The sequence below is a fragment of the Chryseobacterium jejuense genome (assembly GCF_017877355.1).
GTDB classification, from domain to species: Bacteria; Bacteroidota; Bacteroidia; order Flavobacteriales; family Weeksellaceae; genus Chryseobacterium; species Chryseobacterium jejuense_A.
Genome location: NZ_JAGIPR010000002.1, coordinates 94,535 through 116,828, shown reverse-complemented (window position 1 = coordinate 116,828; position 22,294 = coordinate 94,535). Strand labels below are relative to the sequence as shown.

21 protein-coding genes and 3 tRNA genes are annotated in these 22,294 nt (G+C 35.7%); 10 read left to right on the top strand and 14 right to left on the bottom strand.

The genetic code is table 11. The features are described 5' to 3' along the window. Nucleotides 1-159: 159 nt before the first annotated feature. On the bottom strand, nucleotides 160-1,026 hold the full coding sequence (lipA, locus tag J2772_RS04305) for a lipoyl synthase (RefSeq protein WP_045494196.1): 867 nt from the start codon (nucleotides 1,024-1,026) through the stop codon (nucleotides 160-162). Between the two features lie 107 nt (nucleotides 1,027-1,133). Here lipA and J2772_RS04300 point away from each other — a divergent pair, with 107 nt between their 5' ends. Continuing rightward, a complete protein-coding gene (locus J2772_RS04300) occupies nucleotides 1,134-1,763 on the top strand; it encodes a hypothetical protein (RefSeq protein WP_209913650.1) in 630 nt (209 codons plus the stop codon). 300 nt (nucleotides 1,764-2,063) lie between these two features. Here J2772_RS04300 and J2772_RS04295 read toward each other — a convergent pair whose 3' ends face one another. Then, a complete protein-coding gene (locus J2772_RS04295; protein ID WP_066698570.1) occupies nucleotides 2,064-2,624 on the bottom strand; it encodes an RNA polymerase sigma factor in 561 nt (186 codons plus the stop codon). A gap of 210 nt (nucleotides 2,625-2,834) precedes the next feature. On the opposite strand from J2772_RS04295, the gene tyrS reads away from it, so the two are divergent. Continuing rightward, nucleotides 2,835-4,130, top strand: coding sequence for a tyrosine--tRNA ligase (gene tyrS, locus J2772_RS04290; protein ID WP_209913648.1), 1,296 nt, complete (start codon nucleotides 2,835-2,837; stop codon nucleotides 4,128-4,130). Nucleotides 4,131-4,208: 78 nt separating this feature from the next. Here tyrS and J2772_RS04285 read toward each other — a convergent pair whose 3' ends face one another. After that, on the bottom strand, nucleotides 4,209-4,631 hold the full coding sequence (locus tag J2772_RS04285) for a hypothetical protein (RefSeq protein ID WP_209913646.1): 423 nt from the start codon (nucleotides 4,629-4,631) through the stop codon (nucleotides 4,209-4,211). A 203-nt stretch (nucleotides 4,632-4,834) separates the two neighbouring features. On the opposite strand from J2772_RS04285, the gene J2772_RS04280 reads away from it, so the two are divergent. After that, complete coding sequence (locus J2772_RS04280; RefSeq protein ID WP_209913644.1) at nucleotides 4,835-6,808, top strand: ATP-binding protein; 1,974 nt, start codon at nucleotides 4,835-4,837, stop codon at nucleotides 6,806-6,808. Beyond that, a complete protein-coding gene (locus J2772_RS04275; protein WP_209913642.1) occupies nucleotides 6,798-7,436 on the top strand; it encodes a response regulator transcription factor in 639 nt (212 codons plus the stop codon). Before J2772_RS04280 ends, J2772_RS04275 begins: the two co-directional genes overlap by 11 nt. Before the next feature lie 48 nt (nucleotides 7,437-7,484). Here the strand turns inward: J2772_RS04275 and J2772_RS04270 are convergent, their stop codons facing one another. Next, on the bottom strand, nucleotides 7,485-7,919 hold the full coding sequence (locus J2772_RS04270) for a hypothetical protein (RefSeq protein WP_209913640.1): 435 nt from the start codon (nucleotides 7,917-7,919) through the stop codon (nucleotides 7,485-7,487). A gap of 354 nt (nucleotides 7,920-8,273) precedes the next feature. Between J2772_RS04270 and J2772_RS04265 the strand changes: the two genes are divergently transcribed. The 3 genes from J2772_RS04265 to J2772_RS04255 all read left to right on the top strand — a co-directional run bounded on the left by J2772_RS04265 (nucleotide 8,274) and on the right by J2772_RS04255 (nucleotide 10,896). Continuing rightward, the gene (locus tag J2772_RS04265; RefSeq protein WP_209913638.1) at nucleotides 8,274-8,912 is read left to right on the top strand and encodes an alpha/beta hydrolase; all 639 of its coding nucleotides are present in this window, start codon (nucleotides 8,274-8,276) and stop codon (nucleotides 8,910-8,912) included. A 122-nt stretch (nucleotides 8,913-9,034) separates the two neighbouring features. Then, entirely contained in the window at nucleotides 9,035-10,363 is a 1,329-nt protein-coding gene (locus tag J2772_RS04260) for a PDZ domain-containing protein (protein WP_209913636.1), read from the top strand. A gap of 5 nt (nucleotides 10,364-10,368) precedes the next feature. Continuing rightward, nucleotides 10,369-10,896, top strand: a complete 528-nt coding sequence (locus J2772_RS04255; RefSeq protein ID WP_209913634.1) for a hypothetical protein — start codon at nucleotides 10,369-10,371, stop codon at nucleotides 10,894-10,896. On the opposite strand, the gene J2772_RS04250 is transcribed toward J2772_RS04255, so the two are convergent. The 3 genes from J2772_RS04250 to J2772_RS04240 form a co-directional block, all read right to left on the bottom strand. After that, on the bottom strand, nucleotides 10,889-11,932 hold the full coding sequence (locus J2772_RS04250; RefSeq protein ID WP_209913632.1) for a L,D-transpeptidase: 1,044 nt from the start codon (nucleotides 11,930-11,932) through the stop codon (nucleotides 10,889-10,891). The genes J2772_RS04255 and J2772_RS04250 overlap by 8 nt on opposite strands. Before the next feature lie 113 nt (nucleotides 11,933-12,045). Beyond that, a complete protein-coding gene (locus J2772_RS04245) occupies nucleotides 12,046-12,804 on the bottom strand; it encodes a response regulator transcription factor (protein WP_209913630.1) in 759 nt (252 codons plus the stop codon). A gap of 531 nt (nucleotides 12,805-13,335) precedes the next feature. Beyond that, entirely contained in the window at nucleotides 13,336-13,767 is a 432-nt protein-coding gene (locus tag J2772_RS04240; protein ID WP_209913628.1) for a hypothetical protein, read from the bottom strand. Nucleotides 13,768-13,910: 143 nt separating this feature from the next. Between J2772_RS04240 and J2772_RS04235 the strand changes: the two genes are divergently transcribed. The 3 genes from J2772_RS04235 (at nucleotide 13,911) to J2772_RS04225 (ending at nucleotide 19,145) form a co-directional block, all read left to right on the top strand. Next, nucleotides 13,911-14,960, top strand: a complete 1,050-nt coding sequence (locus tag J2772_RS04235; protein WP_209913626.1) for a helix-turn-helix transcriptional regulator — start codon at nucleotides 13,911-13,913, stop codon at nucleotides 14,958-14,960. Between the two features lie 136 nt (nucleotides 14,961-15,096). After that, nucleotides 15,097-17,943 carry a TonB-dependent receptor gene (locus J2772_RS04230; RefSeq protein ID WP_209913623.1) on the top strand — a complete coding sequence of 949 codons (2,847 nt, stop codon included), beginning with the start codon at nucleotides 15,097-15,099 and terminating at the stop codon, nucleotides 17,941-17,943. Nucleotides 17,944-17,963: 20 nt separating this feature from the next. Further along, complete coding sequence (locus J2772_RS04225; protein ID WP_209913621.1) at nucleotides 17,964-19,145, top strand: phosphatidylinositol-specific phospholipase C domain-containing protein; 1,182 nt, start codon at nucleotides 17,964-17,966, stop codon at nucleotides 19,143-19,145. A gap of 59 nt (nucleotides 19,146-19,204) precedes the next feature. On the opposite strand, the gene J2772_RS04220 is transcribed toward J2772_RS04225, so the two are convergent. The 7 genes from J2772_RS04220 to J2772_RS04190 form a co-directional block, all read right to left on the bottom strand. After that, nucleotides 19,205-19,278: transfer RNA gene (locus J2772_RS04220), tRNA-Asp, on the bottom strand. A gap of 33 nt (nucleotides 19,279-19,311) precedes the next feature. After that, nucleotides 19,312-19,385, bottom strand: a tRNA-Asp gene (locus J2772_RS04215). Nucleotides 19,386-19,418: 33 nt separating this feature from the next. Further along, nucleotides 19,419-19,492 (bottom strand) — tRNA-Asp (locus J2772_RS04210). A 131-nt stretch (nucleotides 19,493-19,623) separates the two neighbouring features. Next, nucleotides 19,624-19,941: a thioredoxin gene (trxA, locus tag J2772_RS04205; RefSeq protein WP_027374941.1), complete on the bottom strand. Its 318-nt coding sequence runs from the start codon at nucleotides 19,939-19,941 to the stop codon at nucleotides 19,624-19,626. 88 nt (nucleotides 19,942-20,029) lie between these two features. Beyond that, on the bottom strand, nucleotides 20,030-21,205 hold the full coding sequence (locus tag J2772_RS04200; RefSeq protein WP_209913619.1) for a cysteine desulfurase family protein: 1,176 nt from the start codon (nucleotides 21,203-21,205) through the stop codon (nucleotides 20,030-20,032). A gap of 2 nt (nucleotides 21,206-21,207) precedes the next feature. Continuing rightward, nucleotides 21,208-21,681, bottom strand: a complete 474-nt coding sequence (locus tag J2772_RS04195) for a hypothetical protein (RefSeq protein ID WP_209913617.1) — start codon at nucleotides 21,679-21,681, stop codon at nucleotides 21,208-21,210. Nucleotides 21,682-21,705: 24 nt separating this feature from the next. Next, on the bottom strand, nucleotides 21,706-22,293 hold the full coding sequence (locus J2772_RS04190; RefSeq protein ID WP_209913614.1) for an HAD family hydrolase: 588 nt from the start codon (nucleotides 22,291-22,293) through the stop codon (nucleotides 21,706-21,708). Nucleotide 22,294: the final 1 nt, after the last annotated feature.

Genomic DNA, 22,294 nt, shown 5'->3' with positions numbered 1-22,294 from the left:
GAGGGGAATGATGGAAGCCATTCCTTATGGATAATAGTTAAGAAAGTTTAAAAGTACTAATCTATGTTCCCAAATCTATTATCTATTCGTCTATTATCTCTCATCATTTGTTATCTTCCTATCAAAAAAAAAACCGCCCATTACTGAGCGGTCTGTATTTTAATGAATATGTTTTTCTGCGTGGTAAGAACTTCTTACTAAAGGTGAACTTTCAACATGTCTGAAACCTAAGCTTCTTGCAAAATCGCCCAGTTCATCAAATTCTTCCGGAGTAATGAATCTCTTTACAGGAAGATGTTTTTTAGTGGGCTGCAGGTATTGTCCAAGAGTGATCACATCTACATTGGCATTTCTAATGTCCTCGATTGTCTGGAAAACCTCATCTTTAGTTTCACCTAAACCAAGCATCACCCCTGTTTTGGTTCTTCTTTGCCCAGCTTCTTTCAGATATCTTAAAACCTCAAGGCTTCTTTCATATTTTGCCTGAATTCTCACCTCTCTGGTTAAACGTTTTACTGTTTCCATGTTGTGAGAAATTACTTCCGGGGCAACATCTACCAATCTGTCAATATGTTTGGTGATTCCCTGGAAATCCGGAATTAAGGTTTCCATAGTTGTTCCCGGAGAGATTCTTCTTACAGCATTTACAGTTTCTGCCCAAAGGATAGATCCCATATCTTTAATATCATCACGGTCTACAGAAGTAAGAACTGCATGTTTGATCTTCATTAATTTGATCGAACGCGCCACTTTTTCAGGTTCATCCCAGTTTACATCAAGCGGTTTTCCTGTTTTTACTCCACAGAATCCACAGCTTCTTGTACAGATATTTCCTAAAATCATGAATGTTGCTGTACCTTCTCCCCAGCACTCCCCCATATTCGGGCAGCTTCCGCTTTGGCAAATGGTGTTTAATTTATATTTATCAACCAAAGTCCTTAATTCTCTGTAGTTCTTTCCGGTAGGAAGTTTTACACGAATCCATTTTGGTTTCTGAACGGTAGTATCTTGAACTAAATTTTCCATTTATTCCTCAAATTGAGGTTCAAAGTTAGTGATTTTTTTATCGAAACAATCAAAGACAGATATTGATGAAACATATAATTTTGTAATTTCAGAGCTCAAAATATTTTATGAAGACGATATTCTGTATCTTATCACTTATTTCCAGTACCTTTTGTTGGGCTCAAAAAGAATTTCAGCCAAAAGGCTCCACTATCCTGCAAACTGTGGATGGGGACCTGGATGGAGATCAAATTCCGGAAAAAGTAATCGTCTATAATACAAAGGATGCCGGTGAACTGGGCGAAATCCGTGAAATTCAGATCCTGAAAAAAGTTAATGGACAATGGACGATTCTCGAAAAATCAACGAATGCAATTCTTGATAGTGAATCCGGGGGTATTATGGGTGATCCTTATTCGGGAACCAGCATAGAGAAAGGGGTTTTAATTATAAACCATTTCGGAGGCAGCAGTTGGAAATGGGCCTATACTGATAAATACAGATATCAGAACGGGCATTTTGAATTGATAGGACATACTTCAAGCTCTGGAAGACCCGGAGATTATATCAAAAATGTGGATTTTAATCTTTCTACCGGACAACTTAATTTCAAGAATGATGTTGATAATACTAAAGAATACGGGCCTTCTCAAAAAGAAACATACATTAAAAAGGGGGTCAAGATCAATCTTCAGAACAGAAATGATAAAAGTGTAAAAATTATACTTCCTAAAACAAAGCAGGAGATTTTCATATAGTTTACTACAAATGCAGGAATATATATAGAGTTGCTTCACCCAATTAACTTTAAACCTAACAGGTTTATAACATTATATTCTTTTACCTCGGAGATTTTAGGACTAAGCTTTAGATATCTTATTCGCGTGGTAATAAAAATAATCTTTTTTAAAATGATTTTGAGGTTTCTAATGTCATCTGCGTGATCTGCAAAATCAGCAAGACATAAAAAGTATTCAATTTTATCAGAGATAAAATCCTTGAGTCTTACATTAAATATACTATAACATTTAGCGTCTTTGTATTTTCCAATAACATTCTTAGTTATCTTCAAACTCATTATTCTTAAGCAACTCGGCAAGTACCTTTTTAGCACGCATCACACGAACTTTAGTATTGGCAACAGAAATCCCCAATTCTTCTGCAATTTCCTTGATGCTTTTTTCTTCAAAAAACCTCAGCTTGATGATATCCTGATAATTGGCATCCAGAGATTCAATGGTTTTAATGATTTTCTTTTGCTCTTCTTCAGATATTAAAAGTTCCTCGGGAGATTTTGCATATTGATTTTTAACCTCATCAAGGTTTTCAACAGCGTCTTCATTTTCACGACTCTTTTTTCTCCAAAAATCAATAACCGTATTCTGAGCAATGGTTAGAATCCAGGTTTTAAACTGAAAATGTGGATCGAACATATCCAACTTCGACAATACTTTGGAAAAAACATTTACAGTGATTTCATCGGCATCATTTTCATCTTTCACTTTTTTCATCACAAAAGAGAAAACATCCACCCAAAAAACATTAATGAGTTTAGTCTGGGCCTTCTGATCTTTATCTTTGGCCTTTTGAATGAGCAGAAATAGCTGTTCGTCGTTCATTAATAACAAATATAGATTATTTGGGTTGAAAATGCAAAGCCCAATCAGCTGTCAATAGTGAATTTTGCTTCGCAAGTGAATAGTCAATCAGAGAAAGTATTCATTTTATTTATTATTTCAATCCTTTTACAATTTTACCTTCCTACGCTTTTCACTTTATACTTTTGAATTTATTATCTTTGCAACTTAAAATTTTAAAGAAAAAAATCAATGAATTCCTTTATAGAAGAACTGAAATGGCGTGGTCTGTTTGCTGATATGATGCCTGGAACCGATGAACAACTGAATAAAGAGGTAACTACTGCATATATTGGTTTTGATCCAACGGCCGATTCTTTACATATCGGAAGTCTTATTCAGATAAAAATTTTAGCACACTTTCAACAGCATGGTCACAAACCGATTGCTTTGGTAGGTGGAGCTACGGGAATGATCGGTGATCCATCCGGAAAATCAGCAGAAAGAAACCTTTTGGATGAGGAAACTCTTTTACACTATGTAGACTGCTTGAAAAATCAGCTTTCAAGATTCCTTGATTTTGCAGGGAATGAGCCTAATAAAGCGGAACTGGTCAACAACTATGACTGGATGAAAAATATTTCTTTCCTTGATTTTGCTAAAAACGTTGGGAAGAACATCACGGTTAACTACATGATGGCCAAAGATTCTGTAAAGAAAAGATTTTCAGGAGAATCTGGTGCAGATGGAATGAGTTTTACAGAATTTACGTATCAGTTAATTCAGGGATATGATTTCCTTCACTTATATCAAAACAATAATGTGAAGCTTCAGATGGGAGGTTCTGACCAGTGGGGAAATATCACTACAGGAACAGAATTAATCCGTAGAAAAGCTCAGGGTGAAGCATTTGCCTTAACTGTTCCTTTGATTACAAAAGCGGATGGTTCTAAATTCGGAAAATCTGAAAGCGGAGAAAACTATTGGTTAGACAAAAAGAAGACTTCTCCATACAAATTCTACCAATTCTGGTTGAATGCTACCGATGAAGATGCTGAAAGATTCATTAAATTCTATACATTCCTTGGAAAAGAGGAAATTGAAGCTTTAATTGAAGAACATAAAACAGCAGCCCACGAAAGAAAACTTCAGAAAAGATTAGCTGAAGAAGTAACCGTTTGGGTGCATGGAAGAGAAGAATATGAAAAAGCGCTTAAAGCTTCTGAAATTCTTTTCGGACGTTCTACTGCTGAAGATTTGGTAAGCCTTGATGAAGAAACTTTCCTTGAAGTTTTTGACGGAGTTCCACAAAAAGAAGTAGCAAAAGCTGATGTATTAGGCATAAACATTGTTGATCTTCTTTCTGAAAAATCAGGATTCCTAAAATCTAAGAGTGAAGCACAAAGAGAAATCAAAGGAAATTCAATCTCTGTTAACAAGCAAAAAGTAAATGATACTTTTACAGCTAATGAAACGGATCTTATTGACGGCAAATTCTTATTGCTTCAAAAAGGGAAGAAAAGCTATTTCATTGTAAAGGTTATTTAATTTTACTACCATATAAAAGTGGAAGTGGCGCTGAGATGAATCTCAGCGCCACTTTTTATTTTGAAAGTATTAGTTTTTTTAAAATACATAACTTGCAGAAGCAGATAAATACTGACCGCTGGAAGTTCCTTCTTTTTTCAATTCACCATCTACCCAGATCTGAACCTTTAAGGTAGAAGAAGCATTCGATCCTACAGCATTTACCGCTACATTAGCATTATAGGCACCTTTTTCTGCAGTAACTTCAGGGCTTGACCATGTTGTTCCGCTAAGGCTGGAAGCGGTAGTTGGATTACCATCAATTCCATACACTGCTACGTCTATATCACTTCCCGCAGAAGCTATCGCTTTAAAAACTACTTTGTGGCTCTTCCCTGCTCCATTTACGTTAGGGGTATCATCGTCATCTTTACTACAAGAGGCTACAAATCCCATTAACATTGTTGCAAGAAGCACTACAAATGTACCTTTCAACAGCTGGTTTATTCTCGTTTTTTTCATAATTTTTTTGTTTAAATTTTAGTTACTTTATTTGATAGTCTATGATTAGTGATTCCGTACTTGCAAAACTATTGGAGTCCTGAAACTTTATCAATCCTGAAAATTGTGTAATTTTTTCTACCTAAATTCAGGTATTTTTTATGCTGAAATTTTTAATTAAATTGACCGTTTATAAAAAATATATTCTACAGAACTGATACCTGATGAAGAGATTACTGATCCTGTTAAACCTATTCCTGTCCTTTGGTGTACAATCGCAGCAACTGATTCCCCTTGATGAAAGGCCCTATTTAGATAGCTTGCAAAACATTGTAAGAAGTAACGGAACAACAACATCGAAAGCAAACGCCGCTTTTCTTTTATCAAACTATTACAGAAATATTGATTCAGTTTCAAGCAAAAAATATCTGGAAAGTGGAAAAATATTCATCAAAAGTGATGTTTTTCTTTCAGCTAAATATAATTTCTACGAAGCGCAATATTATCTGGACCGTAATAAAGCAAAAGCAGCTGTTTTGTATCAAAAGGCGATCAATACTTTATCAAAAATAAAAAATGAGGAATCTGATCTTCTCCAGGCTTCAGCGTGGTATAGTTATGGAGTAACGCAAAAAGACAAGGAAGGTTATCCTTTTTTGGTGAAGACCATTCTTGAAAAAAGTATCCCATTAGCTAAAAAATATGAGAATAGCAGGAACCTAGGATTCTTGTATACTCAGTTTGCCGTCATCCTTACTTACAATGCCGAACTTAAAAAGTCTGAGGCGTATAACGCTAAAGCTTTACAAATTCTTGAAAAATACTATCCGAATTCTTCTGAACTATTTTTCACCTATCTAAATTATTCAAACAATTTTTGTTATCAGGCCAAAGGAGATGAAGCTAAAAAGTTTTTGGATAAAGCCGAAGCGCTTATCAGTCCTTATCCGGATGCCTCCGTCAATGCTTTTTACTATTATGCTAAAACACTTTATTGTATTACAAGACAAAAGAACCCTGAAGCATTACCTGTTATTGAAAAAGGACTTTCTTATGCTAAAAGATTTAATCAAAATCTATTGGCACAGATGTTTTATTTCAATAAGTATGACATTTTAAGAAAATTAAAAAAATATAACGAGGCTAAAGGCACTTTGGAAGACATTTTAACCGAAAAATCCCTTGTTCTTGATCTTAATAACAGAAAAACTATTTATAAACAGCTTTCCTCTTTAAATGAAGAGATGGGAAATACCAAGGAAGCTTTGGCTTGGGAACAGAAATATTCCAAACTTAATGATAGCCTGAACACTGAAAATGTAAAGCTTGAGATCAATAAAATTGAGTCTAAGTTCAATGCTGCGGAAAAGGAAAGAAAAATAGCCACATTAAATGCAGAAAAGAATCAAAAAGAGCTGGAAGTTAATAAGAAAAATTCCTATTTATGGGGATTAAGCCTTATTTTACTATTAGTTGTAAGTCTCCTGATTTTCCTTTATATTATTTTTAGAAAAAATAAAAAAATCTCTGAACAGAAGATTAATGACATCAAACAAAAGGAAGAACTTTCTTTAACCAAAGCCATTCTTGAAGGAGAAGAAAGGGAAAGAGAACGTATTGCAAGAGATCTTCATGATGGTCTAGGCGGAATGTTGGCCGGAGTAAAAATCAATTTTTCAACATGGTCTGCCAGCCATTTGGACCCTCAGAAAGATCAGGAGTTTTATAAAATCCTGGGACAGCTGGATAATTCCGTAGGTGAACTTCGGCATGTAGCAAGAAACCTTATGCCTGAATCATTGCTTAATTTCGGGCTGGAAACTGCCCTAAATGATCTTTGTGAATTTTACAACAGAAAGGATATTGAAATTGATTTCCAGGCGATCAATATCGAAAAGAATCTGCCTTTAAATATTCAGCTTAACATTTACAGGATTGCACAGGAATTATTGGCCAATGCTATCAAGCATTCTGAAGCTACCAATATTTTATTACAATGCTCCCAATCTGAAAAAGATTTTCTCATCACTATTGAAGACAATGGAAAAGGATTTGAAAGCAGCAAAGAACCCAAAAACAAAAGCATGGGACTCCGCAACTTAAAGAACAGAGTCGATTATCTGAAAGGAAACATGGAGATCAGTTCAGACAGTCAAGGTACAACGATTAATATAGAGCTCAACATAAATGGAGAATGAAAAAATAAATATTGTTATCGTAGACGATCACCCTATCGTCATCGAAGGACTGAAAATGATGCTGAAAAGCCAGCCTTCTTTTAATATTCCCGAAACATTTATTTCCGGTTCGGAAATTATTGACTTTATCAGCAATAACAAGATTGATATTATTCTTTTGGATATTACCCTGCCTGATGCTAATGGTACAGAACTTTGCAGGGAAATTAAAAAAATATCTCCCGAAACTTCGGTAATTATGTTCAGTAACCGCTCTGAAAGAAGTATCATCATGCAGTCTATCCAAAATGGAGCCAGTGGCTACCTTCTCAAAAATACATCTATTGAAGAATTGGTCATCTGTATCAAAGGAGCATTATCCGGAGACATTGTTTTTTGTAATGAAACCAAGCAGATCATCAGCAGACCTCCTCAAAATGATTTCCCCATTCCCCGACTCACCAAAAGGGAAAAACAGATTCTGCACCTTGTAGCACAGGGAAAAACAAGCAATATGATCGCAGAAGAGCTCTTTTTAAGCCCGCTTACTGTAGATACTCACCGTAAAAATCTTCTTCAGAAATTTCAGGCTAAAAACTCTACCGAACTCGTAAACCAAGCTATAGAGCATAACCTTATTGAAAAATAAAAAAACCGCTCCAAAAAAGCGGTTTCTATTTTATATAGTAAAGTTTATTTATGGTTCAAGGAAACTGTAGGCAAACTTTACAACTTTGTTATCACCTTTCCCTGTAACTTTAGCAGTTCTAACAACTTCTCCGTCTATCATAAGAGTAATTGTAAGTTCAGAATTTTCTTGTGGTAACATAGCATTAGCCGCAAAATTAATCTGTGCCTGGCTGGAATTAACCCACATATCTCCGCTTGTCCAGCCTTCTTTTAAAGGAGCAGTGGGAGTACTAAATATAGTATTCTGGGCAGTACCTACCTGAGTTACCACAGAGATAATTTCTGATCCCGTAGTAGCTTTCGCTGAAAATTGAACCACATGATCCTGAAATTCATCATCGTCATCTTTTTTACACGAATTGACAACAGTAATCACTGAAAATAACAAAACGAATAAAGAAGAAAGTCTAAGTAAACTTTTTAAATTGTAAAATTGCTTCATTTCTCCAAATAGATTTTTTAATGTTCCAAATATAAGTTTTTTATTAATATAAAAATATCTTTAATAAAAATTTTACAACATTTTTTTACAAAAAATATCAAATCAATAAAAACAAAATCAAGCTTTAAAAACCCAATAATACAACGTAATCCTCTAATTATTAAACATAAAACATCTTTATACTTAGAATTATTTTAATACTGATAAAAACCAATAATATTACAAATAGAATTATAGTGTTTTTGTTCAAAGATTAACCCTTATTTTTTATCTTTTAAAATGATTTTTTAAACTCCTTTACACGAATCATAAAAGTTGGGATTTACAATGTAATTTATTAATTATATTTGCTGTATGAATTTAGATTACTTAGTAAGAGAGCCGGAAAATATTACCTCTTCTACTCCTATACTTTTTATGCTTCACGGCTACGGCAGCAATGAACAAGACCTTTTCAGCTTTAGAGAAACCCTTCCACAAGATTGGATTATCATCAGTTTCAGAGCCCCGAGAGATACTCAGTTTGAAGGATATTCATGGTATGATATTAATTTTAATGATCCGGAAAATTTCATTGATGTTTCTCAGGCTAAGGAATCTTTAAATGCTGTATTGGAAAGCATATTAAAAATAGTAAATAATTACGGTCTTACTGAAAGCAAAGTACATTTATGCGGATTCAGCCAGGGAGGAATTTTATGTTATGCGTTGGCTCTAAAATATCCTGAGTTATTTACAAATATTGCCTGTTTAAGTGCTTATGCAGAAGAGAAGATCCTGGACGGAATTGTGAAAGATAAAAAGAAACTGGAAAAACTAAGATTTTTTGTATCCCACGGCACAGATGACGCAGTGATTCCAATTGATTGGGGTAGAAAGGCTGCAGAACTGCTTTATGACCTTAACTGTTATTTCACATTCAGAGAATACATGAGCGGACATGGCGTTAATCAGAAAAATTATATGGATTTAATGGATTTCTTCTCAAAATAGGCCGTTTTTAATTTTCAAATAAATTCAATAAAAATAACAACTTCATTGTAGTTTATATAAACATTCCTGTATTTGGAATGTTTTTTTTATTACAATAAAGATAAATTCAGTAAATTCAGTAAATGAAACTAAAGCTACTTTTACTGGGTTTATTTTTGGGTATTTTTATCCATGCCCAGAACTCTTTCCGGCTAATCAATACACCAAAAGCGGTAATCCCTTTTCAACTCATCAACAATCTTATTTTCATTCCCATCAACATTAATGGTGCAGATCTGACTTTTATGGTGGATACCGGAGTTGCGGAAACCATTCTATTCAGCTTAGAAAATAAAGAGCTTAAACTGGATAATGTTGAAAAAATAAAGTTTTCCGGGCTTGGAGGGAACTTAAGTATTGATGGATTAAAATCGGAGCGTAATTTAGCTAGAATTGGAGATGTAATGATTAATACCTCCATGTCTCTTTATGTGATTCTTAGTGAAGAATTCAATATTTCTTCCCACGTAGGAATTCCTGTAAACGGAGTTATCGGTTATCATTTTTTCAAAGATCATCCTATTGCTATTGATTATATTTCTAAAAAAATAACAGTGTACGAAAATACAGATGTATTTAAAAGAAAAGTAAGAAAGTTTGATAAGCTTCCGATCAGTATTGAAAAGGACAAGCCTTATCTTAATGCTGATGTAGAAATGATCCGTGAAAAGAAAGCCTCAAAACTTCTGATTGACCTTGGAAACAGTGATGCAATATGGCTCTTCCCTACTCTTATTAAAGATTTTGTTTATAACAGACCTAATATTGATGATTTTCTTGGCCGCGGATTCAATGGGGATATTTATGGCAAAAGAAGCAGAATCCATAATTTTTATCTTGGTGATTTTAAATTTGAAAAACCTCTTACCGCAATGCCTGATGAATACTCTATTCAACATGTGAATCTGGTAAAAGACAGAAAAGGCTCTGTAGGCGGTGAAATTATGAGACGGTTTTCTCTCATTTTCGATTATCCCAATAATAAGCTATATTTGAAGAAGAACAGAAACTTTGATGATCCTTTCCACTTTAATATGAGCGGACTGGATTTCAGACAAGATGGAATGGAATGGCAGGAAGACAGGGTAAGAATTGATACCCGGGCTACTACCGAAGCAGGTAAAGTAAATGAAGCCTATAAAGAAGATTCGTTTCAATATAAATTCAGACTGAAACCCATATTTGCGATTGCAGGAGTGAGAAAAGATTCGCCGGCTTATGAAGCAGGATTAAAAAAGGATGACAAAGTGATCAGCATCAATGGAGATAAAACATCAGACATGACGCTTGAAAAAATCCTTGAAATTATGAAATCCTCTGAAGGGCGAAGTATCACCATGATTATTCAGAGACAAGAAGAAAAATTAACTTTCCGTTTTAATTTGGAAGACCCTATTCCGTATCAAGAATAAATAATATGACAACTGAAGAAACCACCTTAGACAGAATAAGAACCCGCCCGAGATTTAAGATGTTTACGCACCTTACCAAGGAAGAGTATGCCGAAAGTCTGAAAAAATATCTCGCCGATCATAAAAATGAATTTTCTGGTAACATCAATAAAGAGGTTGCCACCATCTGGGTGGAAACAGAATATGACAATTACTGGAAACCGCGTCTTGCTTTGCGTATTGAAATGGAAGATGAAGAAACGGTAATACGAGGAGTTTTTGGTCCCAGTTCTGCTGTGTGGACATTCTTTATGTTTCTTTATTTTTCTTTTTCAATTTTTTGGATGACTTTCTTTACCATGTATTACGTTGAAAAACAAATAAAAAGCGCTGAATACCCTTGGGCACTGAGCGCTTCTTTTGTCATGTTATTTTTTATTCTTCTCACTTATCTTGCTGCAAGGTTCGGGCAGCATAAAGGGAAAAATGAAATGCTTAAATTAAGACAGTTTGCCGAAGAATCTACTTTACAGTTTGAAAAGAAGATTATTTAGACAACGTATCTGTAGGTCTTTCATTCTGAATAGGGGTTGCCATTGCTTTAGCGGTTTTAATAGAATCAGCCACTTTTTCTCTGTTGGCTTGCTCTTTCAGCATTTTAGGGACATCCGGTTCTAATAATTTCGTTAATTCTTCTACAGATATATTATTGGCATTAGGATCATTCAAAAGCTTTTTCCAAGGCCTTCTTCCGCCCCAATTATAGTCACCAAATACCATTACCGCAGTACCTCTTGCTTTTGTAGTAGCACCACCGGGATTCAGGATCCAGGTATCTGCATAAGAATATAACCATTGGGCGTCTTTTCTCAATAACCTTAAGCATGAGTGTGATGCCGGATATCCGGGAAGTGTATACTCATGCCATCCGATACCGCCAATATTATGGATATTAAAGTTATAAGGAAGTTTCCATTCACTGCTTACCGTGGAAATAGACAGTTTCTTTTTCCAATTGGCAAAAGTAAGTCCTCTTGTTGTTTGTGCTGCCTTTTTACCCATACTCGTTGGGCCCCATTTCACAAGACCTCCGTTGGAATATACCGCATAAGCCTGAATAGGATATGAGAAGATCACAAATTTTTTCACACCGCTTAATACATCAAGCTGCATAGGGAACGGCGAATACGCCATCAAAGTGGTATCTATTTTAGCAGGAACTACCAAGGTATCAGCATTCCATTTGCTTTTAGAATCCAGTCTGTTTAACGCTAAAATAGCAGTACGTTCCTTCTCATCATACTTTTTACTGAATTCTGCATATACAGAATCCCGCATTTTTTTATCTTTTGGAAGGACAAACGCATTATAAAAACCATTCTCCTGCATCATAGGCGGAGCTGATTCTTTTTTCACCACAGGTACTGAATCTTTCTTTATAGAGTCTTTTTCTGTTTCCGGGGTTTCGGAAGCAGAAACTGTATCTTTAAAAGTATCGCTGATCTTTTCTATTTCTTTCTTACAGGAAACAAGGAATAACACGCATAAACAGGTGTATAGAAATGTTTTTTTCACAGATATGTTCTTCATAAATAAAATAGGTCATTTAGTTTGGCTACCCAGTACAAATATCAGACCTAAAATTGAATCCTAAAAGACATTCTGAAAAATACCGTAAAAAAACGGTAATTCAAGTTTTTTTTCTAAAGCAGTTTATTGGTTTTAGCATAAGATAAAGCTTCTGCAATATTACTAACTCCAATTTTTTCGAAAAGTTTTTTACGATGGAATTTCACAGTATCTGATGTAATGAAAAGTTTTTCAGCAATTTCACTGATCGTCAAGCCACTGGCATATAAGCTCAAGATCTCATGTTCCCGGGAAGATAACTTTATTCTTTCATCTTTCTCCCATTTATCTGCTGTAAGATCATATCTCCAGATTTCATCTGAACCCTCTTTACTAAGCACTACATTTCCGGAAGACGTATTATTGGATAATGAAACAGCACACAGAGCCTTCCACACCTGGCCATCTTCTGTAAGGAACATTGGGGTAAGTTTATGATTCACCAAAATCATATTCTTTTTACCATTGATAAGATAGAAATCATAGGAAATATAGTACCGCTTTCTATCCTCTATCGGAATTTTGTCAAAAAATTTAAATCCTGCTTCATTAATCTTAATCAGCATTTCCACATCCTCCGGTTTCACATTCTGAAAATAAAATGCATACCCAAGATTCTTTACTTCTTCTGAGGTTTTGCCACACAAAAAAAGAGGGTTTTCTGAGACATATTCAAATCCTCTAGTCTGATAATTGATGACATACAAGCTTTGGTACGTAGTTCTGGCAAGAGCTTTTACAGCCTCAAGATATTCTCCGTCCTGGCTGAAATCAATGTCAGCATCTTTACTGACCTCATTTTTTTCGTTAAAAAATCTTTTAATCTGTTCCATATTTTTGAAAAGCTTTTTTCACTACTACACTAAAGGATAGTTTTTAGCTTTCATACCACAAATCTACACAAAAGTGTAGTAATTCTCAAAATGCTGTGATATAGATTTGCAAATGATTTGCATGGTTGTACCTTTTTTTCGGAAATACCATCATTAGGATGAATCTGGAAGATGTAGCACGCAAGCAAATTAGAAAAACAAAACCAACAATGTCATCAATAACCATGATATAGAAGTTGCCAAAGATTCGGTCCAAACAAAGTTGATTCGTCAAGTTTTTATCGTAAAATAACTCAGACAATGACACCTAATTCAGACTAAATATTAAATAATTGACTGAATTAAAAGCAACCTCACCGATCAGCCTTTTTAAACAGCATAAATCTCTGCTTACAAACTGATCACCCACCATATCACTGATTTTTACTATTACTGTCCTACCAGGCAGTAATTTTTTTTGATCCTATACTCATCAAATCATTTTTTAACTTCATAAAAAGCAAACAGCTACCGACTCTGAAGCTACTATTATTAGCTATCAATCTGTTTAAAGAAAAGCCTGTTAAATTTAGAATAATAAAATACCCAAAAGACAAACCATGGAAAGTTCGCTATCAGAAAAAACAGAATATCCTCTCCACTGATTTTTTGTCCTTCCGTAATCATAAAGAAATAATAGATGATGAAAATAATCGGAAGCAAGAGCCAGCAAAGAGCTGTTTTTATTTTGCTCTGAAACGATCTTACAAGTGAAAGCAAACTACTGAATGAAGCAATACCTAAAAACAAAATCCAAATAATTACAAGACCATAAGCCAAACCACTCATATCACAATTTCTCGGATATTCTGTCACCTCCGGTTTAGTAAGGTTCATAAACACAATGAGAAGAATGGATGAAATAACTGTTGAGAAAAACCAGGTCTTCAGTATGGATAATAATATGAACTTCTTTTTTGACATCAAATTTTGCATTAATTGCTAAGGTAATAATAAGTATCCGATTTTACAAAACACCCAATCATTCATTGTCTGGCTGATATTTAATAATTTGTTAAAGATACCCTACCCTTATTATCTATAATTTTGACAAAATATCAGTTATCATGTTATACATCATTATGGTAGTTGTACTACAGGCACTTATCACCCTCACCTTATTACTCTATCTCATCAAAAACAGGGAATCTGTTCTGAATATGCTGTTATTGTATATCGGAGTCGTTGCATTGGATATGGGATATGAATATTTCATCATCCAAAGATTTGGCTATGAATCTGTTCTGTATGAAATCCCGGGAAGTCTTCGTGTTTTTAAAGGACTGATTTTTTTATATATTTCAGCCTATTTAATTCATGCAAAATGGGGAGACAAGCTTAAATACCTGATCTTTCCGCTCACATTAGTGGTTGTTCATCATGTCATTGCTCTTACAGCAAAAATCTTAGATCTATCATGGGCAGATATGGCCATCAGATCTTATCAGGCTTATTTCACTTATTACAGTTCTTATTGGGTGGCATGTCTTGTTACCTGCATCTATTTTCTGACAAAATACCGTAAAAACATTACTCATCCGGTAGCCAGCAATTTCCGTTATCTGGTTTGTTATGTATTAATAGGAGTGCTTGTATTTTGGGCTGTTTATCAATTGGGCTGGAATACTCTGATCTATCAGAAAATCTACAATCTGCTATTCCTTTTCCAGTTCGGATGGATTTTGTATGTTTATATTTTAACGTACCAGCACAGACTCCTGGAACAACAGAATACACCTCAGTTTTCAGCTCCTAAAGAAACTTATCAGTATAAAGATCTTTCAAAAATAGATTTTGATACCGTACAGAACGCTATTGTCACGTTTTATCAGGAAAGCCTTGTTTATCTGGATGAAGAATTTACCTTGGATCAACTTTCCAGCCATTTAAAAATAAGCAAAGCCGATCTCAGCATCACCTTTAATAAACACCTCAACACCAATTTCCACGAATATACTAACCGAAACCGTATTCAACATTTTAAACAGATTTTGTCTGAGGATCCTTCTGCCAGTGTTATTGATCTTGCTTTTCAATGTGGTTTTAAATCCAAATCTACTTTTTATAAATATTTTAAGAAGGAATTTGACTGTCTGCCATCTCAGCTTGTTCACTAAGTTACAATTATTTAACATTAGTAAATACTTGATTTACAATACAGTTCATCACGAACTCAACAGAAAAAGTAGTATAAAATTTAAATGAACTAAAACTTTTTGATGAGCTGGCATCTTTGCATAAAATTTCACTAAGATGTCACGAGAAAGTCTTTTTCTAACAAAAGCAGCATTTTTTCTTTTAGGCCCTTTAGCCTTTGCACAGACCTCAGTTCACGGAACTGTAGTAGACAGCCAGGGAAACCTTCCCAATGCGCTGGTTTATATTGAAAACAGTGGACAAAAGGTCACTTCCAATACTGATGGATCGTTTGTTCTGAGTAATGTTCATGATGGGAGCTACAAACTTATCGTAGAATACAAGGGATATGATACTATTTACATTCCTTTCAATGTAACAGATAAAAAGGAAGTTGATCTTGGATTGGTTAAATTCGGTACTAAACTTAAAGAAAACAGTATTCAGGAAGTAGTGGTTACCAGCGTGTACAAAGCCTCGCAAGCAAGGGCCATTACAATGAAGAAAAACTCCAATACCATCACAGAAGTACTCTCTGCAGATGCTATTGGAAAACTTCCGGACCGTAACGCCGCTGATGCTGTACAACGAATGCAGGGAGTATCTATTGAGCGCGATATGGGAGAAGGACGCTTTGTAGCTGTAAGAGGAACTCCTATACAATGGACTGCTTCTACTTTAAATGGCAACAGAATGCCTAGTGCAAGCGGTGATAATGCCAACCGTGGGGTTCAAATGGACATTTTTCCTTCGGAACTTATTCAGAATGTACGCCTATCTAAGGCCTTAACTCCTGATCTGGATGGAGATGCTATTGGTGGAAATGTAGATTTCATTACCAAAACTTCTCCCAATAAGGAAACGTTAGCCATTAGTATGTCTTCCGGATATGTTAATATGTCGAAATCCCCAACGTATAACTCTTCCATTGTCTACGGAAACAAGATTACCGATAAACTGAAATTTATTTCTTCTGCGGTTATCTGGGAGCGTTCTACCGCTATAGATCAGATGAGAAATATTTTCAACTACGGACTGAAAGACAAAACAGCCTCCTACTCTATCAATCAGCTGCAGCTTCGTGATTATCTGGCCAACCGGAGAACGCTGGGATTTAATCTAGGTCTGGATTATGAGATAAACAGCAGGAATAAATTATATTTTAAAGGTTTATACAGCCAATACAAGGACGGGCAATCGGTAAGAGAAACCTATTTTAATTTTGACAATAAAAATGTAACGCTTCAGGCCCGCCATGCAGATTATCTTACCGACCTGTATTCTATGCAGCTGGGTGGAAATCATCAGGTGGGGCAACGCCTGGAAGTAAACTGGTCTTTATCAAAAGCCCGCTCAGAGTTCAGATTCAATTCTCCTGAGAATTTAGACAAAAATGAAAGAGGTTATCCTATGGTTAATTTTGTACAGCCTATGACCTATGGAAATCTTTCTGTGGATGGAAGAAAATATATGGCGATGGATGCTCCGGATGGTATTGGAGATACCGGAAGTTATACTCAGCCTTATAACCAACAGATGATAGCAGCGGATAAACTAAAATTAAACCAAATTATACTCAGCCAAAACCACAATAGTGAAACAGATCTCAGAGGACAGGTAGATCTAAAGTATAAAGTGTCTGATAATTTTGAACTTAAATTCGGAACAAAATATAACAATAAAAACAAAAACGTCGACAGTTCTTTACTGGTATGGATGCCTAAATCTTCTCTTGGAATTCCCGGAGCTCCCATAACCTATCTGAGTCAACTTGAACGTGAAGCATTTCCATACAGAGGCGGTTTTATGAACCCTCTCGGAAACCCTTATAATTCCGCTATCATCGATCAGATTACCAATGGACAGATCGATCAGATGTACAATCCCGCTACACAGAATAGCTTAGGACTGACGCAAGTAAGCTCTAAAAACAGCAGCTCCAATATCACCAGTTCTTACCGTGGAACCGAAAATGTTTGGGCAGCTTATATGATGGGAACCTGGAAAGTGACCGATAAACTTCAGGTATTGGGTGGTTTCAGAAATGAATATAATGACGTTACATTCTGGGGAAAAAAGGTAGTTTCAGACAAGGATAATAAAACGGAAGATATTAAAGACAGCAAAACCTATAATGTTGTGCTTCCTATGGTCAATTTAAAATGGAATATCAGCAATGATCGTATTCTACGATTAGCTTACACCCGTTCTTTTGCAAGACCAGATTTCAATGATCTGAACCCTGGAACCATTGTAAACGACATTACCAACATCATCACTCAGGGAAATACTAAACTCAATCCTACCTATTCCAACAACTTTGATCTTATGTTTGAGAACTATTTTGGAAAGCTGGACCTTATTACCGCCGGAGTATTTTACAAAGATATTACCAATCTGATTTATAAAGATCAGTCGGTGACGGATATTGGTGGCAGAACCTACACCTTCACTGCTCCTAAAAACCTGGAAGGGGCAAAATTATTTGGTTTTGAATTTGGAATCTCCAAGCGTTTTGAAAACCTGCCGGGATTTTTGAAAAATTTGGGTTTTGAGGGAAATTATACCTATATCTCTTCCAAAATGAATATGCCAATCTATGAAAATGGCCAGCAGACCGGAACCATGTCTACTACCATTCCTAATCAGGCCAAACATATCTTCAACACCATATTATTTTATGAAACCAGCAAGCTGATGCTTCGGGTTGCCGGGAATTATAAAGGAAACTATGTAAGTGAGATCAGAGCTGCGGCAGGCGCAGATCATTACCAATATTTTGATAAAAACTTCACGGTAGATCTTTCTACTTCCTACAGCATTTCAAAGAAAGTCAGGCTATTTTTAGAACTTAACAATATTTTTAATGAACCCAACCGCTACTATATGGGAGCTAAGGACCGTGTAGAGAATATTTCCTATTCAGGAATGCGCGGACAAATGGGATTCACTTACAACTTCTAATCAGAAAATTTTATTCATCAATGAAAAAGTATATATACGGAGCTGCATTTTGTATGACAGCATTATTACAAGCACAGAATCAATGTCAGAATCCAAAAATCAATCAGCTGCAGATTGTAGGAACACATAATTCATATGCTCAACCAGTAGATCCCAAAGTTTTGGATATGGTCACTCCAATCATTAAAGGAATGATGCAGAAATATGACAGTATGATGTCTGAAGAACAAAAAGCGAAGTTCAAAGAATATCACCCCAACGGAATGGATTTAAAAGAGGGATTAAACTATAACCATCCTGATTTCACTGAACAGCTTAATGCCAATCTCCGCGGGTTGGAAATAGATGTTTATTATGATCCTGAAGGCAATAGATTCAGCCATCCTGCCTCTTATGAAGTTTTAAAAGCGAAAGGGGTAACAGATTTAGCTCCTTTTAGCACGAAAGGATTGGATCAACCCGGTTTTAAAGTATTACACATGGCAGATATTGATTTCAGAACCCATTATCCTACTTTGAAAGATGCTCTTACAACTCTTCGAACATGGTCAGATCAGCATCCCGGACACACTCCTGTCTTTATGATGATTGAAGCAAAGGATTCAGGATTCCCGATTCTCGAAAACAGCACAAAGGTTTTAGCATTTGATAAAAAAGCTTATAATGATCTGGATGCTGAAATTGTAAAATATCTTGGAAAAGATAAGATCATTACCCCAAAAGATGTTCAGGGAAAATACAGCACATTAAAAGAAGCTGTTACCCATAACAACTGGCCAACATTAAATGAGAGCAAAGGAAAGTTCATCTTTATGCTATTACCCGGAAGTGCAGGGACTTTATCTTCTAAAAACAATCCTTATCTTATTAATAATTCTCTAAAAGAAAGAGTCATGTTTCTGAACAGTGAACCTGAGGATTCCTTTGCCGGATTCATATTAAGGGATAATGCTATTGTAAGACAAAAAGAAATCCAGGATCTGGTAAAACAGGGGTATATGGTAAGAACAAGATCGGACATTGAAACCTATGAAGCTAAGGTTAATGATTTCACCCGTTCCAAAGCAGCTTTCAGCAGCGGTGCCCAGGTTGTTTCCACTGATTTTTTCCGTCCAGGAAATACCTACGGAACGCCTTACTTTGTGCAGCCACCTCAGGGGAAAGACTATCTTAATAATCCAATCAATACTTCATGTAAGTAAATTAAAACTCCCGGTTCTGGAAAAACAAAAAAAGTCTTCTATTTCTAGAAGACTTTTTGCGATCCGGACGGGACTCGAACCCGCGACCTCCGCCGTGACAGGGCGGCATTCTAACCAGCTGAACTACCGGATCAATTTTTTTAAAAAGAAATTGAGAAAACTTCTGCGATCCGGACGGGACTCGAACCCGCGACCTCCGCCGTGACAGGGCGGCATTCTAACCAGCTGAACTACCGGATCAATCTTTTTTAAAAGTGATTGAAAAACTTTATGCGATCCGGACGGGACTCGAACCCGCGACCTCCGCCGTGACAGGGCGGCATTCTAACCAGCTGAACTACCGGATCATGTTTTTGTTTGAAAGAACGTCGTTTCTTTTTCGTGGTTGCAAAATTACACCTTTTTTTATTACCTGCAAATTATTTTCAAAAAAAAAGCCTCCCAATGGTGGAAGGCATTCATTATCAAACTTATTTTTTTACAAGTGAGCGCTTAGTTTTTCAGCGATTACCTCTTTTGGAGCCACACCTACTAGTTTATCTACTACTTCTCCGTTCTTAAAAATAAGAACTGTAGGGATATTTCTAATACCATACTGCATTGAAATTTCCTGGTTGTTGTCTACATCCACTTTTCCTACTACTGCTTTTCCTTCGAAATCTGATGCAACTTCTTCGATGATTGGTCCCAATGTTCTGCAAGGGCCACACCATACTGCCCAGAAGTCTACTAATACCGGTTTGTCTGATTTTAAAACCGTATCCTGAAATGAGCTGTCTGTAATTTCTAAAGCCATTTTTGTCTCTTTTATTTTAATTAATATTATTTTCTTGTTTTCAATTCTTCTATTGAGTCTTCAAAATTACGACTTTTACATCATAAGGCTATCTATGCTCAACATTAGTTTTTTCTATAGCATAGTCCTTTGAAATCTCTTTTAAAGCATTGACTAATGCATCTATATCAGCTTTTGTTGTTAAGTGGCTAAAAGAAATACGTAATGGCGTACAATGATCCATTTCATCTTCAGAAAGAACCATCATCATAACCATTGATGGTTTAGATGCTCCGGAAGAACATGCACTTCCCTGGGAAATCGCAATACCTTTCATATCCAGCTGAAGACCAATTAAAGGGTTTTTATAAGGCAATAAAGCACTTAAAACCGTATAAAGACTGTTTTCCTTTTCAGCACTTCTTCCGTTGAATTTTATCCCTTTAACTTCTGCAGACAACCTTTCGATAGCATAATCTTTGATTTCCTGCATGTGCTGGGTATATTCATTCATATGATTCAGAGAAAGCTCCAACGCTTTACCCAATCCTACGATACCACAAACGTTCTCAGTTCCGGCTCTCAAACTTCTTTCCTGAGGTCCTCCGGTAATAATTCCTTTCAATCCTGTTGATTTTCTGATATAAGCAAAACCTGAACCTTTTGGTCCATGAAACTTATGGGCACTGCATGAAGCGAAATCTACAGGAATATCTGAAAAATCAAGATTCATATGAGCCATGGTCTGCACAGTATCGGAATGGTAAAGAGCATTATTTGCTTTGCATAATGCGGCAATTTTTTTAATATCAACGATATTTCCTATTTCGTTATTAGCATGCATTAAGCTTACCAAAGTCTTTTTATCTGAAGCTTTTAATAGCTCTTCTAATTTATTAAGATCAATATCTCCTTTTTCATTAGGACGGATATAATTCACCTCTACTCCTTTTCTCGCTTTCATATCCAGGATACTTTCAGAAACACATTTATGTTCCAAAGGCGAGCTGATGATTCTTTCTACTCCAAGGTGTTCTACCGAGGATTTGATAATCATATTATTGGATTCTGTTCCACAGGAAGTGAAAATGATCTCAGCAGGAGTTACATGAAGATAGTCTGCAACCTGTCTTCTTACATTTTCAATAAGTATTTTAGCCTCCTGTCCAAAGCTATGAGTTGAAGACGGGTTTCCGAAGTTCATCTTCATCGTACCAACCATTGCATCTATAACTTCTTCTGCAAGCGGAGTGGTTGCGGCATTATCTAAATATATTTTATCCATTATTATTTTGAATATTTTAATTCTACGGAGGTAAACTGGTAATCTGCAGGAACAGCAAAAACGAACCAAGGATTGGAAAGCACCTGAATTTCCATTCCGCCGGAAGGCTCACCAGCCGGAACTTCTACATACAGGATATTATTCTTTACAGACACTCCTTTAATCTCATTGATGCTATGGCTGCCTGATCTGAAGCTTCCCAGATTATATACTACAACTTTCTTGTCTTTTGGAAATTTCGGATAATTGGCTGCAGGATCTTTTCCCTCTTCCACAAGTTGAAAACCACTTTTTCCCAAAGCAAGGTATTCTTTTTCATCTTTAATGATCCTGAAACCTGACCTTTCAGCACCTCCTTGAGAGTTGGTTACAAGAAGTTCTGCTTTCTGCTGCATATCAGACGATTTTTGTTGAGATGATGTTGTACTTGCACAGCTCATCAGGATGGCTGCAAATGCAATTAACAGACTTTTCATTTTTTACACTTTTATCACCCAAAATTAGTGAAAAAATTGGTAATGTCCCTCATTTGCCCATTTCAACATTGGCTTATCCCCTGAAGTATCCCCAAATGCAATAATTTTATCATACTTGGAATCGTGGATTTCTTCCTTTATTCGAACCAGTTTTTCTTTACCGTTACAATTTTTTCCAATGAAGTTTCCTGTGAAGACACCGTTCTTGAACTCTGCCCGTGTAGAAACAAGCTGCATTTTCAATACCTCGGCAAAAGGTTTCACCCAGATATCCAAAGAGGCAGTTACCAATAAACTCTGTGTATTATTCCTATCGATATTTTGAATAAAATCCAGCGCATTTTCTCTTACAATTTTAGGATAATGTAATTCAAAGAACTGCTTGGATTTTAGTTCTATTTTTTCCTGCGTCTGCCCTTTTAGGATAGATCCGATAAAACTTTTCTTTACTTTTTCGGTTTCTGCTAATTTAAGTTTCAGCAGAATGAAAAGCGGTACATGTCTTAAAAATTGTATTCTATATTTTGTAGAATCATAGAATTTAAGATACATAAACATGGTATCTTTATACGTCAGGGTTCCGTCAAAATCAAAACAATACAACTTTTTCATT

Coding starts and splice junctions, on each gene's coding strand:
- J2772_RS04280 (WP_209913644.1), top strand. CDS start 4,835: ATGAAGAGATTACTGATCCTGTTAAACCTATTCCTGTCCTTTGGTGTA.
- J2772_RS04260 (WP_209913636.1), top strand. CDS start 9,035: ATGAAACTAAAGCTACTTTTACTGGGTTTATTTTTGGGTATTTTTATC.
- lipA (WP_045494196.1), bottom strand. CDS start 1,026: ATGGAAAATTTAGTTCAAGATACTACCGTTCAGAAACCAAAATGGATT.
- J2772_RS04195 (WP_209913617.1), bottom strand. CDS start 21,681: ATGAAAAGTCTGTTAATTGCATTTGCAGCCATCCTGATGAGCTGTGCA.
- J2772_RS04225 (WP_209913621.1), top strand. CDS start 17,964: ATGAAAAAGTATATATACGGAGCTGCATTTTGTATGACAGCATTATTA.
- tyrS (WP_209913648.1), top strand. CDS start 2,835: ATGAATTCCTTTATAGAAGAACTGAAATGGCGTGGTCTGTTTGCTGAT.
- J2772_RS04255 (WP_209913634.1), top strand. CDS start 10,369: ATGACAACTGAAGAAACCACCTTAGACAGAATAAGAACCCGCCCGAGA.
- J2772_RS04270 (WP_209913640.1), bottom strand. CDS start 7,919: ATGAAGCAATTTTACAATTTAAAAAGTTTACTTAGACTTTCTTCTTTA.
- trxA (WP_027374941.1), bottom strand. CDS start 19,941: ATGGCTTTAGAAATTACAGACAGCTCATTTCAGGATACGGTTTTAAAA.
- J2772_RS04250 (WP_209913632.1), bottom strand. CDS start 11,932: ATGAAGAACATATCTGTGAAAAAAACATTTCTATACACCTGTTTATGC.
- J2772_RS04230 (WP_209913623.1), top strand. CDS start 15,097: ATGTCACGAGAAAGTCTTTTTCTAACAAAAGCAGCATTTTTTCTTTTA.
- J2772_RS04295 (WP_066698570.1), bottom strand. CDS start 2,624: ATGAACGACGAACAGCTATTTCTGCTCATTCAAAAGGCCAAAGATAAA.
- J2772_RS04300 (WP_209913650.1), top strand. CDS start 1,134: ATGAAGACGATATTCTGTATCTTATCACTTATTTCCAGTACCTTTTGT.
- J2772_RS04240 (WP_209913628.1), bottom strand. CDS start 13,767: ATGTCAAAAAAGAAGTTCATATTATTATCCATACTGAAGACCTGGTTT.
- J2772_RS04275 (WP_209913642.1), top strand. CDS start 6,798: ATGGAGAATGAAAAAATAAATATTGTTATCGTAGACGATCACCCTATC.
- J2772_RS04235 (WP_209913626.1), top strand. CDS start 13,911: ATGTTATACATCATTATGGTAGTTGTACTACAGGCACTTATCACCCTC.
- J2772_RS04200 (WP_209913619.1), bottom strand. CDS start 21,205: ATGGATAAAATATATTTAGATAATGCCGCAACCACTCCGCTTGCAGAA.
- J2772_RS04285 (WP_209913646.1), bottom strand. CDS start 4,631: ATGAAAAAAACGAGAATAAACCAGCTGTTGAAAGGTACATTTGTAGTG.
- J2772_RS04190 (WP_209913614.1), bottom strand. CDS start 22,293: ATGAAAAAGTTGTATTGTTTTGATTTTGACGGAACCCTGACGTATAAA.
- J2772_RS04265 (WP_209913638.1), top strand. CDS start 8,274: ATGAATTTAGATTACTTAGTAAGAGAGCCGGAAAATATTACCTCTTCT.
- J2772_RS04245 (WP_209913630.1), bottom strand. CDS start 12,804: ATGGAACAGATTAAAAGATTTTTTAACGAAAAAAATGAGGTCAGTAAA.